The following is a 13,554-nucleotide window of genomic DNA, read 5'->3' as shown; positions in this document are numbered from 1 at the left end:
CATTCTTTTACAACTTGCCCGCGAAAAGCGCCGTTAAATCGGGCTGCGGAGCGCGGCAAATAAAAGAAAGGACCGATGGCTGGGAGCGAAATAGCGGTCGCCCCTGGAAAAATACAAAGGGCGCCTGTAGGGGGCGCCCTTCGCTCATGAGATAAAAAACCTTAATTCCTAAGCAAAATCTATAAGGTGAGGCAAATGTACCTGCGGTGCAGGATAGTTACTGTTAAGTAAGCCGAAATAGTGTAAAATATTTCAAATGCTGCAGGCCCGGTCCGGGTCGTGTTTGCCTAATAAAGCAATACAATTACATTGGGCGGTGCTGGTATCCAGGTCGCGTTGTATGCGGTGCTGCTATTACAGGCGGGTGCATACGGCGTGCTGCTGTAGGTCGTATTGGTCGGGCTCAGGAAACCATAACCGCTGCTGCCGGGTGTAGGATCGATCGGGTGAAACATAACCGAGGTGAAATTGGCGGCTGCCAGTTGTGCCGGGGTAAGGGGCATGCTCCAGATCGTGGGTACGGCGGTGCCATCGGGATATACGGTATTGAAATTGGCAGGAATAAAGACGTTGTTGGAATGGATGTCGGGAGAGCCCATCATAAAATAGAAGTCGAAGTCGCAGAGCAGGGTATTGACAATGGTGAGCTGATTGGCGCGCAGCCCGGCTGTAGCCAGCAGGCAGCAGCACAGGAAGAGGATCGTTTTTTTCATAAGGCCGGATTTTGTTTGGTGAAGAACAAAGATCCGGCGTCATGGGGGCAAAAAATGCCCCTGTTTGCAGGGCTTGTTACCGGCTCGTGCGGCTGTACACCGGCCGGGTTGGGGCATAACAAAAGCCCGGCAAGCCAAGGCTGCCGGGCTTTTGTTGCCACTGCTCTTTAGAATCAGAGGCAGAGCCTGTCCAGGCTTTGGTTAGGAGGACAGAAGAAACACCAGGTGGCATTGGTAGGGTTGTTTGGATCATCAGTTGTGATTTTGATGATTGTTTTTCCTTCAACACCCTTGCCGCCTTCAATAGCATTAAGGTTTAACAGGTGAGCTTTATCAAGCTTAAGGCTTTTCAGCGCTACTTTTTTCTTTTTCATACAAGAACAGGCTTTAAATATTTAAAATAAAATTACCCCTTATTACAGCACACGACCAGTTTTTGGTACCAACCCCGTTATTCGCAGGATCAACGATGCGTTGCCGGTTGGAAACAGCTTACAGGGCTTGTTGTTGCAAACCTGATTGGCGGCTAAGACGGGGGCAGGATAGCATAGTAAGGGAGCCGCGATACTGCAGCTCCTTTGCGCCGGGCAATAGCCGGCTTATGGTATACAGATGATATCTACCGAAGGACCGCAGAGGTTTACGGTAACGGGGCAAAGCTGTGTAGGTTGTGTGCACTCGGGCGGCTTACTCCACTCGCAGTAACTGGGACCTTTACAACCCCAGCCGGTGCCCGATGCACCGCCTTTTGCACCTTCCTGCAGGTTATCGGTCAGTGCGGCAATCGTGCCTTTATGGATAGATAGTTTTTTGAGCATTACCTTTTGCTTCTTCATAGGATGTGTTTTGGTGAATTACAAAGTTGTATACTGCCGGGGGCATTTTATGCCCCCGGGTATTAACGTATATTTGGTCTAAATAAAACCTATGCTCCAGGAAACCTATGCCTCATTACTGGGCCGTTATACACAAGACCGCGAACTGGTATCGGCCGGCTGGCAACAACTCGAAGCAGCCTATAGCGCCGGTGGCCGGCACTATCATACCCTTAATCACCTGTCGCAGTTGCTGGCTGACCTGGGCGAGGTGCAGCACCAGTTCCATGACCCGGATGCCGTATGGTTCAGCCTGTATTATCATGATATCGTTTACGAGGTAAGGGCGGATGACAACGAGGCCCAGAGCGCGGTGCAGGCCGGCGACATGATGCAGCGCATCGGTGTGCCGGCCGGAAGGGTTGCCCAATGCAGGCAGCTTATACTGGCTACCGCGCATCACCGGGCAACAAACGATAAAGATACCGACCTGTTTACCGATGCCGACCTGGCCATACTCGGGCGCGACGAAGCAGCCTATGACCGGTACAGCCTGCAGGTACGCAGCGAGTATGCCGTATTTCCCGACGCCTTATACCTGCCAGGGCGCAAAGCAGTACTGGCGCGCTTCCTGGCTATGCCCCGTATCTTCAAAACGGAGCATTTCTCCGACCGGTTTGAAACACAGGCCCGCCTTAACCTGCGCCGGGAGCATGACCGCCTTTAAGTATCGCCGATCGCAGCCTTTTGCACCGGCGTTTGTTATAAATTAAATTTGAGGTTCATCATTAGCAGGCTGCTTTCCGGGTCTTTGGTAAAGTTCGATGCCGCGCCAAAACCAAAAGACATGTAAGAGGTGAGGCCGAAGCTGAGCGACATATTGAACATCAGCTTGTCGCTATGCTGGGCATCGAACATAATACCATAGGCCAGCGCGGTTTTCTGTCCCAGTAACCCGGTTCCACCCCGGCCCGCGCTGAACACACCAAATTCTACGTTCAGTGCGGTATAATTCCGTCTTAACGACATATCGCTGTTAAAACGTGCAAAGGAGGTGAAGTTGAGTCCTACAAACCGCTGCGACCTGCCATGGGAAGGCAATAAATAGGCCAGGGTATAATCGAAATAAGGCGAAACGGTACTCTGGTACAAAACGGCGCCAAGGCTCAGGTATAGGCCTATCTTCTTTTGTATAAAAGGAGACCATATCTTACGGTCGCTTACAACCTCCATGGGCTCGGGCTTGTCCGGGTCGTAATCGAGCAGCAGTTGGTAGTAGCTGGCGTCGGGCCGGCGCCAGGCTTTTCTTTTATCTGCGATTGCACGGTCGATCTCCCGGCCTATATGGTCGAACAGCGCCGCATTATGCACCAGTTTGTCGAGATCGTCCAGGTCTTTCAGCACAAAATTATACCGGATCTGTACCAGGCCCGAATCGATACCCGGTTTCTGCCGTATACCCACGTTGCGGATAATCCGTACGGTATCGAAGTCTGTTTTCAGCTCGTAATAATTGCCATTGCGATAGGCCAGCTGGTTTTTCTTCGACACGTCTTCGCCATAGCTGACTGAGATAATGTCTTCCCGGATGGGGATATTAATGGCTATTAGTTTGGCTGTATATCCCTGGCGGAAGGAGTCCTTTAGTTGTTGTACCTGGGTATTGGCTATTGTTGCCATATCCAGCAGCCGGTTTTGATCGCCCCAGTCGCTCAACCGTTGGAAATCGATATCGAGCAGGCCATCGTTGGGAAGTTTGATGTGGAAGTGATGGTTTTCCTGCAGGGGATTCAGGTTAAAGAGTTGTGGTGCCGGAGCCGGGCGGTCTTCGTCAGTCGAAAGGGGTGTCCTGTTTTGAGCATAGGAGCAGGTGCAGGCAAGCACAAGGCATAACAAAAAATAAAGTCCGGATCGCATAAATAAGGTAAGGGCTGCTGTTAGTTTTTAAATTTAAGAATGTCCTGCTTTAACTGTGCAGAGAAGCTGGTGCCTGCTGAAGTGGCTTGGTTGGGCGGTACCAGCCAGGCCCAGGCCATATTCTGTTGCTGCGGACTGCGCATGACGCGGGTGTTCTCATTGTCGATATCCATCAAGTGCAGTACTTTGGGTTTACGGCGTTCGGCCTGGGCCACAACAGGGGTTTGTTCTTTTTCCTGTACAGCCGGCAGGTCCTGTGCTGGTGGTGCATTGGGCCCTGTTGCCGGCGTTTTGGTGGCAACCGCTGTACCCTGCGGTGGTGAGGCCACTTGCCGGCGTTGCACCGGCAAGCTTTGTTGGGGCAGTACGGCTGCCTGTTGCGTAGCGGCTGTAGGAGCTCCGGGTGTATTGCCTGTAGTGGCGGGTGGGGCGGCCTCCTGCTGTGGCGCTACAGCTGTTACCTGTGGCGCAGAGTACGGCTTCAGACCGCTATCGCCTTCGCGGTCTTTATATGTGGCCAGGAAAAAAACGCCGATCAGCAAACCTGCGGCAATGGCGGCGGCATGCGATACCCAAAGACGGAGCGGGATCTTCCTGGACTTTTGCTGTGTCGCTATCTTGTTCCAGAGCTGCTCCCGGTCAGGCCGGTATCCCAGGTCTTCCGGGCTGCTTTGCTCCAGTCGCTCTTTCAACTGTTGTTCAAATGAACTGCTCATCTCACTGTATTTAATAGCATCAGTAAATATTAATTGTTGTACCCGACCCCGGCTATGCGCTGCCGGAGCATAGCCCTGGCTTTAAACAGCTGCGATTTAGAGGTGCTCTCCGATATCTGCAGCAGGGAGGCAATCTCTTTGTGGCTGCGGTCTTCGAATACATAAAGGTTAAGTACGGTACGGTAGCCGGCAGGCATCTCCTGTATATAGCGCAGTATATCTTTGGTGGCCATCTGTTGCAATGCGGTATCGTTTTCGGCCAGGTTGCTGTGGGTAACATGATCGTCTATAGTCAGTACCAGTTGCTTTTTTTTGCGCAGGAACATCAGGCATTCGTTGACGACGATCTTACTCAGCCAGGCCTGCACACTGCCTTCGCCGATATAAGTGAACTGATCGATATTGCGGAAAAACTTAAAAAAACCATCGGAGAGTACCTCTTCTGCATCGGTCGGGCTGACGATATACCTCAGGCAAAGCACATACATTTTATCTACGAACCGGTCATATAGCAACCTCTGCGCAAAAGACTCCCGTCTTTTGCAGGCTTCAATTAACACGGTCTCGGTCATAGGGTCGGTTCGTATAGTTTTGGTCTTGGTATTATAAATGCAGGAAAAATACTGCAGGTTGCCTGATCATTAAAAAAATCAGGATTTTTTTTGTTTAGAGATCAAGTCATCCGGTGCAAGTTTAGGCTCGTACCGGGCATAAACAGGTTAGTCCCCGTAAAAGGGCGGTTGATACAAATAATATCCCGAAGCTATAGCCGCATCCTATATTTGAATCCTATCGGAACTATCCCATTCCTGAAAACTATTTAGCTGATACTGTTTGCAGCCATCGGCATTTTTCCGAAACTAACGCAACCAGGTCTTTTTTATTGGACCAGTGCTGTATTTTCTACAGGCCGTTATCTCGTTCCCGGTGCTGCATGGCCAACAGGGTCATGTAGCCCGGACAACAAGTATGCCTTCATCCCGGCCTTTACACCCCGTCCTTCTCCCTGTTTTTGTCTGTTTTTGCTTCTTACCTGCAGCCTGTTATCGCTGTTGCATCCTTATGTTGCTCCATATGGCGCAGCCGGCCCCCTAAATTGCCGTATTTACACCACCTTATATCGCCCCGGTCGCTGTAGGTTTGTACCGCGATCGGTAACAGGAGACAGGTCATGGGTTGAAAGGCATTTGTGCGGTAGAGTCTAAATATAAAGTAGACACCGGTATCGTAATTTTTACGCTTTTACCGGGTACCTGCCCGGGGAATTAAGTGGTGGTATCGCGGCCAAACCGTTTACCGATAAATATCGTCGGTTTATCGAAGGTATCCGTTGGTTGGTATAAAAAATATTTTCCCGGCTATAAGGCATGCTTACTTTTGGTTCGTTAAATAAAATGAAAATCTTTCATGTTTCATTAGTGGACAGATCAACTTATTGAATTTTTAATATATTTAACGCGTTCTTTGATCCGATATCCTGACCGGCGATAGCGATAGCGGCTAAAAAATAGCTATCGGTTTTGCCGAAAACCTGTTAACCCTGATACTTATGCGTAAGAAAAAGCGCAACGAACCGGATATGTTGCCCTGGAGTAATTGTTACCCGGATATGAGAGACACCCTCTTGTTCCAGATGCATCGCGTACATAGTGTAATGTTCCGCGTAGCCAATACCCTGATCCACGAAGCCGCGGTACCGGTTAAGATCGAACAATTGCCTGTGTTGATGACCGTTTACAATACCGGTAAAGTATCGCAACAGGAAGTGGCCGATATAACCAGCCGCGACAAATCGTCGATACAGCGTACGATTACGGCATTGCAGAAAAAAGGCCTGGTACGCATCTCCGGCGACGAGACCGACAAGCGGAAAAATATCCTGCAAACCACCGATACGGGCTCCTTCATTGCCCAGCAGATCAAGAATATTATGAAAAAGATCGAAGAAGAGATCTTTACCGCCTTCAGTTCCGAAGACCGTTTACAAACCATAAATACCATCAAGGCCACTGCCGACAAACTGGAATCCTTAAGGCCCCAGCATGCCGGCCCCAGGCTCACTGTTCCCGAAATTACTTCTTGAAACACTTAATAATGAAAGCAACCTTACACTCTTTACTCGTAGTTGCAGGTCTTGTTGCCGGCGCTTACGGCGCAGCAGCGCAGCAGCCGTCCGCACCTGTACGGCATAGTTTCTCTTTGCAGGAGGCGCTGGCCTATGCGGGCAAGAACAATGCACAGGTCAAAAATGCCCTGCTGGATATCCGCATACAAAAGGAGGCCAACCGCGAAGTAGCTGCGGCGGCTTATCCGTCTATAACAGCGAGCGGCAGCATCACGGACAACCTGAAACTGCAGACCACCCTGTTGCCCGGCGAATTTCTGGGGCAGCCCCCGGGTACCTTTGTACCGGTAACTTTCGGTACCAAGTACATCACCAGCGGCAGTGTCGACCTGAGCCAGGTCGTATTCGACGGCCAGGTATTGGTGGGGCTGCAGGCACGCAGAACATCGCTGGCCTGGAAAGCCAAAAACGCCGAGATCACCGAAGAGATGATCCGTACCAATGTTTATAAAGTCTATTATCAGTTAGTGCTGAGCCGCACACAAATAGCCCTGCTGGATGCGAACATAGACCTGTTGAAAAAGCTGAAACACGACGCCCAGGTTATGTACGACAATGGTTTTGCCGAAAAACTGGACGTGGATAAAAGCGATGTGCAGCTCACCAACCTCGAAACGGAAAAGGAAAAGGTATTGCTGTCGGTAACTACCGGCTACAATGGCCTGAAGATCCTGTTGGGTATCCCGGTGCGCGACGAACTGGTGCTGACCGATACGCTTAACGACGAGCAGATCAAAGCCGGTGTATTGCAAACCGCCGACTTCCAGTACGAAGACCGCCGCGACTTCCAGTACCTGCAATTGTCGAAGCGGCTTAACGAATATAATGTGAAGCGCTACCAGTACAGCAAATTACCCTCCTTCTCGCTGGCTGCCAACTATAACAAACAGATACAGCGTAACGAGCTCAATTTCGGCGGCGACTGGTTTACAGCTTCCTATATCGCGCTACGGGTTTCCTGGCCCATCTTCCGGGGTTTTGCTACCAATGCCAAGATCAACCAGGCCCGGCTGGCTGTGCTACAGAACAACAACCAGGTCGATAACCTGAAGCTCAGTATCGACAACGAAATAGAAACAGCCAAGAACAGTTTCAAATCGGCAGTAGCCGTAATGGATTACCAGAAGAAAAATATGAAACTGGCCGAAACGGTATATGGTCAGACCAAGAAGAAATTTGAAATAGGAACCGGCTCGCAGACCGAGATCAATACCGCGCAGACCGATCTGAAAACAGCACAGTCTAATTATATCAATGCGTTGTACGACGCCATTATTGCTAAAGTGGATTTCCTCAAAGCCACCGGCAAACTGTAACCCTTCAAAATCGTAAACAATGAAATTAAACATACATAACATGCGAAACCGCGTCCTCACAGTAACCGTATTGTCTTCGCTGGTCCTGCTCATGGCCGCTTGCGGTGGTAAGGCTAAAAAAGATCCGCTCACCGAAAAAAAGGCGGAGCTCGAAAAGCTCAAAGCCGAACAGAAAACCCTGGCCGAAAAAGTGGGCACTTTGCAGGACGAGATCGATAAACTGGATCCCACATCGGCCAACGCCAATGCTAAACTGGTTACCATTAAGCCCATCGGCCCCGGCGCGTTTAACCATTTTATCGACCTCAGGGGTAAAATAGATGCCTACAACGTGGCTAACGTGGCCCCGCGCGGACAGGGCGGCTTTGTAAAAGCGGTATATGTAAAACAGGGCGACCAGGTTAAAAAAGGAGAGGTATTGCTCAAACTCGACGATGCCGTACTGCGCCAGAGCCTTACAGCGGCGCAGCAGCAGCTGAGTGGCGTAAAAGCCCAGCTCGACCAGGCACAGAGCATTTACCAGCGCCAGCAAAACCTCTGGAAGCAAAACATCGGTACCGAAATCCAGGTGCTTAACGCCAAAACCAATATGGAGGCGCTGCAGAGCCAGTACAACGCAGCCAAGGCAAATATCAGCCTGGCCCAGGAGCAGGTCAATACCACCAATGTTATTTCCGAGATCAGTGGCGTGGTTAATGCCGTAAACGTTAAAGTAGGCGAGTTCTTTAACGGCGCTCAACAGATCCAGGTTGTAAACAACAACGATCTTAAAGTGACCGTAAATGTTCCCGAAAATTACATCGACCGTGTAAAAATGGGCAGCACGCTTATGGTTACCCTGCCCGAATCGAACAACAAAACCATATCGACAAAGGTGAACGTGGCTGGTAAGCTCATCGATCCCATTACCCGTTCCTTTTATGTAGAAGGAAAAATACCGGTGGACAAAGATATCCGGGCTAACCAGATGGCCATGGTACGCATCGAGGATTATGCCGTGCCAGATGCGATAACTATACCGGTAAATACCCTGCAGACTGATGATAAAGGCAAGTTTGTATTGGTAGCAGTAGAAGAAAAAGGAAAACTGATAGCCCGTAAAAGGCCGGTTGAGATCGGTGAATTGTATGGCGATCAGCTGGAAGTGAAAAACGGCCTCTCCGCCGGGGAAAACATCATTACAGAAGGCTTCCAGAGCTTATATGACGGTCAGCGTGTAACGCTTGCCAATCCATAACAACAGGCAGGTATCATTTCCTCTACTCCTGTAATTACCCGCGGCTTGCATGCCGGGCGGGCAATACAGCTAAACTAAAAACTTATGAGTGCCTTAGAAAACTTTACAGATAAATTTAAAGAGTTTAAGCTGACCAGTTGGTCGGTGAAGAACAGGAGCTCGATATACCTGTTGATGGTCATCATCACGATCGTGGGTGTGGTCCAGTTCATGACCCTGCCTAAAGAACAGTTTCCCGATATCGTTATTCCTACTATTTATGTACAGACGATCAATGTGGGCAACTCTCCCAAGGATATGGAGAACCTGGTAACCCAGCCGATCGAAAAACAGATCAAAGGTATTACCGGCGCCAAGATCACCAAGACCACGAGTACATCCGTGCAGGACTTCTCCGCGATTATGGTGGAATTCGATGCCAGCGTAAAGGTAGACGTAGCCCTACAGAAGGTAAAAGACGCGGTGGATAAGGCCAAGCAGGACCTGCCTACCGATCTTACTAAAGAGCCTACGGTACAGGAGGTCAGTTTTTCGGACCAGCCGATCATGTATGTAAACGTGAGCGGCGACTTCGATATGGTGCGACTTAAAAAATATGCCGAAGACCTGCAGGATCAATTGGAATCCTTATCGCAGATCAACCGTGTAGACCTTGTAGGCGCCCCGGAGCGCGAGTTCCAGATCAATGTGGATAATATGCGGATGCAGGCTGCCGGCATTACCTTCGATAATATCGAGAGTGCCGTAGCCCGTGAGAATATGGATATATCTGGTGGTTTGCTGGAAGTAGGGAATATGAAACGTACCCTACAGCTGAAAGGCCAGATCAAAACTGCCGAAGATATCGAGAAAGTGGTATTGCGCAATACCAAGGGCGCAGCCATCTACCTCAAAGACATTGCCGAGATCAAAGACACCATCAAGGAGCATGAAAGTTTTGCCCGTTTGAACGGCAAGAATGTAATCACCCTCAATATCATTAAGCGTTCGGGAGAAAACCTGATCGAGACCTCCGACCTGGTTAAGAAGACCGTAGCCGAAATGAAGGCCTCCACCTTCCCGCCCAATCTTAAGCTGGTGATCACCGGCGATATGAGTAAGTCGACCCGTACCTCTTTTAACGACCTGGTTAACTCCATCGTTATCGGTTTCGTACTGGTATTGCTGATCCTCATGTTCTTTATGGGGGTTACCAATGCCTTCTTCGTGGCGCTTTCCGTGCCGCTCAGTATGTTTGTGGCCTTTATGTTCCTGCCGGCGGCCGATCTTATCGTCGGGGCGCATGTCACGCTCAACTTTATGGTATTGTTTGCCCTGTTGTTTGGCCTGGGTATTATCGTGGACGATGCGATCGTGGTTATCGAAAATACCCACAGGATATTTACCGAAGGAAAGGGCGAGGTCAATGCGCAGAAGTCGGCCATGATGGCCGCGGGCGAAGTATTCGTGCCGGTGCTCGCGGGTACGGTCACTACACTGGCACCCTTCTTCCCCTTGCTGTTCTGGCCGGGTATTATTGGTAAGTTCATGGTGTACCTGCCTACCATGCTCATATTTACCCTGGTGGCTTCCCTCATCGTGGCCTTTATCATGAACCCGGTATTTGCCGTAGACTTTATGAACCACCCTGAGGAGCATCATGAAAAACCGAAGAAATCGGCCGTATTCCGCAAGCCTTCCTTCCTGATACCCTTATGCAGTGGTTTGTTGCTGCTCATCATCGGTTTTATCGTTAAGGCCACGGCTGTTCCGGTTAAGATGGACGAGTTGCTGGGCGAACCGCCTATACCGCAGGCGCCTTATTTCTTCCTGGGCAACCTGTTGCTGTTCGTAGCCCTGCTGATCGTATTCAATAAATATGTGTTGGATGGCTGGATCCACAGCTTCCAGAATAAAGTGCTGCCCTGGATCATGGGCCATTACGAGACCCTGCTGGTATGGGCACTGGCGGGCTGGCGGCCGGTAAAACTGTTGTTGGGTGCTGTAGGCCTGTTCTTCTTCTCCATTATGTTTTTTGGGGTACGTAAGGTTCCGGTGGTATTCTTCCCGGGAGGACAACCCAACCAGATTTATGTATACCTGAAACTGCCGGCCGGTACGGCTGTTGAATACACCGATTCCATTACCCGCACCCTGGAGACCAAGGTCAACAAAGTACTGGGTATGGATAAGGGAGGAAAGAACCCCATCGTGGAAAGTGTGATCGCCAACGTGGCCATCGGCGCATCCGATCCGTCGAGCGGTGATCGCAGTACGCGTCCCGAGCTGGGCAGGATCCAGGTCTCTTTCGTGGAATATGAAAAAAGGCATGGCAGGCAAACTGCTCCTTACCTCGATTCTATCCGCAAGATCGTAAAAGGTATACCGGGCGCGGAGCTCTCTGTGGATAAAGAACAGAATGGTCCGCCTACCGACCCGCCGGTCAATATCGAGGTAGCCAGCGAAGATCTCGACCAGATGATCAAGACGGCCGTTGCCCTGAAAAACTACCTGGATAACCTGCAGGTGCCCGGTGTGGAAGAGCTGAAAATGGATATCGACCTCAGCAATCCCGAGATCGCCCTCACGGTAGACCGGGAGCGGGCCCTGATGGAAGGGGTATCTTCGGCGCAGATCGGCGCACAGATCAGGACTGCATTGTTCGGTAAAGAAGTGTCCAAGGTAAAAGAGGGTGAGGATGAGTATAAGATCCAGCTGCGTAATGAATTTACACAGCGTAAAAACCTCGTCGACCTGCTTAATATGAATGTAACCTTCCAGGATATGGCTGCGGGTGGCGCTGTTAAAAGCATTCCTATCAGTTCGCTCGTTAAGATCGACTACAGTAATACCCTGGGTAGTGTAAAACGTAAAAACCAGAAGCGGGTAATCACCCTGCGTTCCAATGTGCTGCAGGGTTATACGCCTACAGCTGTCAATGTGCAGCTGGCCAAGGAGATCAAAGCATTTAAAGGAAAAGCCGAAGGCGTTACCATTGCCCAGACCGGGGAAGGGGAGCAGCAGGCCGAAACCGGTGCATTCCTGGGTAAAGCCCTGGGTATAGCCCTGATGCTGATCCTGTTTACACTGGTATTACAGTTTAACTCTGTGGGTAAATCTGTCATTATCCTTACCGAGATCATATTCAGTGTAATTGGTGTGCTGCTTGGTTTCTCCATTACCGGCATGGAAGTATCGGTAGTAATGACCGGTGTGGGTATCCTTGGCCTGGCGGGCATTGTAATCAAAAATGGTATCCTGGTCATTGAATTTGCCGATGAGCTCAGGGGTAGGGGATTGAAAACCAGGGAAGCCGTGATCCAGGCCGGTAAAACCCGTATCATCCCGGTACTGCTTACCGCGCTGGCGGCAATCCTGGCGCTGATACCGCTGGCTGTGGGTTTCAATATCAACTTCATTACCCTGTTCTCCGAGCTTAATCCCCGCATCTTCTTTGGCGGCGATAACGTTATGTTCTGGAAGCCGCTTTCCTGGACCATCATCTTTGGTCTGGCGTTCGCCTTCTTTATGACCCTTATTATGGTGCCGAGTATGTACCTGATCTATGAGCGGCTTAAGCGTCCTATGCGCAGGCATTATGGCGGCAAGTGGATTTCCTTTATGGGTATTCCGCCGCTTACCCTGTTGTTCATCCCGCTTATGATCATCACCGCCATCAGGCACAGGCGCGATGTGCGTCGTCGCAGGCAGCGGCTCCGTAAGGGTGATAATGTAAACGAAGCCTTTATCGGAAGCTGGTTCTGATAAAACTATAGAAGCGATTATCATATTATAAAAGGAGCGTCCACCCGGGCGCTCCTTTTATAATATGAAGTCATTAAAGTATCAGGTATCAGGTATCAAGTATCAAGAGGACGATTGTCATCCTGAGCGCAGCTGGGTAATTTTGAATTTTGAGTTTTGAATTTTAAACTGTTGAAGTGTTCGCTGTCATCCTGAGCTTCGCGAAGGATCTCATCAGTTAGCCGGCTTTATTAAGAGGGAGTGGGGGGCTCATCCTGCTTCACGAAGGCTGTCCTCTGTTAGCTGGCTTTATATAGTTATGCTTATTGCTAATTTCAAGTCGTGCTCCCTCCGTTAAGATCCTTCGCTGCGCTCAGGATGACACATCCCATATCTACCATCTCACATCTACCATCTGCCATCTAACATCTCACATCTACCATCTCACTACTTACATCTATTATCTAACATCTAATACCTAACATCTCCCCCCTCAATACTTGAATTCAAAAAATATATCTGGCTTGTAAGTGTTGCTGTTACTGAGATATGGTAAACAAAGCTCAATCGATCTGTTAAAAACATTTTGTGGAACGGTATAGGACTTCTATCTTTGCGCTCCCTTAGCGGAACGGTTTAAGGGAAAGTTCATAGAAATATAGCGTGGAGTTAACAGAGGAGAGTTTTGGAGTGATACTATATTATAGTATACAGCAACAGAAACGGGATAAAAAACTTTGAAAAAAGTTTTGGTGAAAAGAAAAACGTTATCTACCTTTGCAACCCGCTTGAAACGCTGAGAAGCAGGCCAGGCGCAGTTCTTAAAGATGTTGGGGTTTAAAAATTTTCCGGTATAAAAGCTGGAAAGACTTTGAAAAAAATCTTCAAAAAGATTTGGTGAAAAGAAAAAGGTTATCTACCTTTGCACCCCGCTTCGAAAGGAAGCAAGCAGTAAAAAAGATCTTTAGTTATAAGTTGTTCTGGATTAGCTG

General features: G+C 49.6%; 11 protein-coding genes. 5 read left to right on the top strand and 6 right to left on the bottom strand.

The genetic code is table 11. From position 1 onward, the window contains the following. Positions 1-287: 287 nt before the first annotated feature. From B0I18_RS20930 to B0I18_RS20920, 3 genes are all read right to left on the bottom strand, one after another. Positions 288-713: a hypothetical protein gene (locus B0I18_RS20930; protein ID WP_106524713.1), complete on the bottom strand. Its 426-nt coding sequence runs from the start codon at positions 711-713 to the stop codon at positions 288-290. A 173-nt stretch (positions 714-886) separates the two neighbouring features. Next, a complete protein-coding gene (locus B0I18_RS20925) occupies positions 887-1,087 on the bottom strand; it encodes a hypothetical protein (protein ID WP_106524712.1) in 201 nt (66 codons plus the stop codon). Between the two features lie 225 nt (positions 1,088-1,312). Next, positions 1,313-1,549, bottom strand: a complete 237-nt coding sequence (locus B0I18_RS20920) for a class I lanthipeptide (protein WP_106524711.1) — start codon at positions 1,547-1,549, stop codon at positions 1,313-1,315. Positions 1,550-1,640: 91 nt separating this feature from the next. Between B0I18_RS20920 and B0I18_RS20915 the strand changes: the two genes are divergently transcribed. Continuing rightward, positions 1,641-2,255: an HD domain-containing protein gene (locus B0I18_RS20915; RefSeq protein WP_106524710.1), complete on the top strand. Its 615-nt coding sequence runs from the start codon at positions 1,641-1,643 to the stop codon at positions 2,253-2,255. Positions 2,256-2,290: 35 nt separating this feature from the next. On the opposite strand, the gene B0I18_RS20910 is transcribed toward B0I18_RS20915, so the two are convergent. Genes B0I18_RS20910 through B0I18_RS20900 form a run of 3 tightly spaced genes read right to left on the bottom strand, consistent with a single transcriptional unit; the run spans position 2,291 to position 4,733 of the window. Beyond that, positions 2,291-3,445, bottom strand: a complete 1,155-nt coding sequence (locus B0I18_RS20910) for a hypothetical protein (RefSeq protein ID WP_106524709.1) — start codon at positions 3,443-3,445, stop codon at positions 2,291-2,293. Between the two features lie 20 nt (positions 3,446-3,465). Then, positions 3,466-4,161: a hypothetical protein gene (locus B0I18_RS20905; RefSeq protein WP_106524708.1), complete on the bottom strand. Its 696-nt coding sequence runs from the start codon at positions 4,159-4,161 to the stop codon at positions 3,466-3,468. A gap of 29 nt (positions 4,162-4,190) precedes the next feature. Next, positions 4,191-4,733: an RNA polymerase sigma factor gene (locus tag B0I18_RS20900; protein ID WP_106524707.1), complete on the bottom strand. Its 543-nt coding sequence runs from the start codon at positions 4,731-4,733 to the stop codon at positions 4,191-4,193. Between the two features lie 977 nt (positions 4,734-5,710). Between B0I18_RS20900 and B0I18_RS20895 the strand changes: the two genes are divergently transcribed. The 4 genes from B0I18_RS20895 (at position 5,711) to B0I18_RS20880 (ending at position 12,583) form a co-directional block, all read left to right on the top strand. Next, positions 5,711-6,244 carry a MarR family winged helix-turn-helix transcriptional regulator gene (locus B0I18_RS20895; RefSeq protein WP_106524706.1) on the top strand — a complete coding sequence of 178 codons (534 nt, stop codon included), beginning with the start codon at positions 5,711-5,713 and terminating at the stop codon, positions 6,242-6,244. Positions 6,245-6,255: 11 nt separating this feature from the next. After that, the gene (locus B0I18_RS20890) at positions 6,256-7,602 is read left to right on the top strand and encodes a TolC family protein (RefSeq protein ID WP_106524705.1); all 1,347 of its coding nucleotides are present in this window, start codon (positions 6,256-6,258) and stop codon (positions 7,600-7,602) included. Positions 7,603-7,642: 40 nt separating this feature from the next. Beyond that, entirely contained in the window at positions 7,643-8,839 is a 1,197-nt protein-coding gene (locus B0I18_RS20885; RefSeq protein ID WP_106524849.1) for an efflux RND transporter periplasmic adaptor subunit, read from the top strand. An 84-nt stretch (positions 8,840-8,923) separates the two neighbouring features. Further along, on the top strand, positions 8,924-12,583 hold the full coding sequence (locus tag B0I18_RS20880; RefSeq protein WP_106524704.1) for an efflux RND transporter permease subunit: 3,660 nt from the start codon (positions 8,924-8,926) through the stop codon (positions 12,581-12,583). Positions 12,584-13,554 lie beyond the last annotated feature (971 nt).

The sequence above is a fragment of the Taibaiella chishuiensis genome (genome assembly GCF_003014535.1).
GTDB lineage: Bacteria > Bacteroidota > Bacteroidia > Chitinophagales > Chitinophagaceae > Taibaiella > Taibaiella chishuiensis.
The sequence above is the reverse complement of the archived record's forward strand: the minus strand, read 5'-3'. Positions and strand labels throughout refer to the sequence as shown.

What these genes read in the sequence shown, in the direction of transcription:
- B0I18_RS20930 (WP_106524713.1), bottom strand. Translation starts at nt 713, where the DNA reads ATGAAAAAAACGATCCTCTTCCTGTGCTGCTGCCTGCTGGCTACAGCC.
- B0I18_RS20925 (WP_106524712.1), bottom strand. Translation starts at nt 1,087, where the DNA reads ATGAAAAAGAAAAAAGTAGCGCTGAAAAGCCTTAAGCTTGATAAAGCT.
- B0I18_RS20920 (WP_106524711.1), bottom strand. Translation starts at nt 1,549, where the DNA reads ATGAAGAAGCAAAAGGTAATGCTCAAAAAACTATCTATCCATAAAGGC.
- B0I18_RS20915 (WP_106524710.1), top strand. Translation starts at nt 1,641, where the DNA reads ATGCTCCAGGAAACCTATGCCTCATTACTGGGCCGTTATACACAAGAC.
- B0I18_RS20910 (WP_106524709.1), bottom strand. Translation starts at nt 3,445, where the DNA reads ATGCGATCCGGACTTTATTTTTTGTTATGCCTTGTGCTTGCCTGCACC.
- B0I18_RS20905 (WP_106524708.1), bottom strand. Translation starts at nt 4,161, where the DNA reads ATGAGCAGTTCATTTGAACAACAGTTGAAAGAGCGACTGGAGCAAAGC.
- B0I18_RS20900 (WP_106524707.1), bottom strand. Translation starts at nt 4,733, where the DNA reads ATGACCGAGACCGTGTTAATTGAAGCCTGCAAAAGACGGGAGTCTTTT.
- B0I18_RS20895 (WP_106524706.1), top strand. Translation starts at nt 5,711, where the DNA reads ATGCGTAAGAAAAAGCGCAACGAACCGGATATGTTGCCCTGGAGTAAT.
- B0I18_RS20890 (WP_106524705.1), top strand. Translation starts at nt 6,256, where the DNA reads ATGAAAGCAACCTTACACTCTTTACTCGTAGTTGCAGGTCTTGTTGCC.
- B0I18_RS20885 (WP_106524849.1), top strand. Translation starts at nt 7,643, where the DNA reads ATGCGAAACCGCGTCCTCACAGTAACCGTATTGTCTTCGCTGGTCCTG.
- B0I18_RS20880 (WP_106524704.1), top strand. Translation starts at nt 8,924, where the DNA reads ATGAGTGCCTTAGAAAACTTTACAGATAAATTTAAAGAGTTTAAGCTG.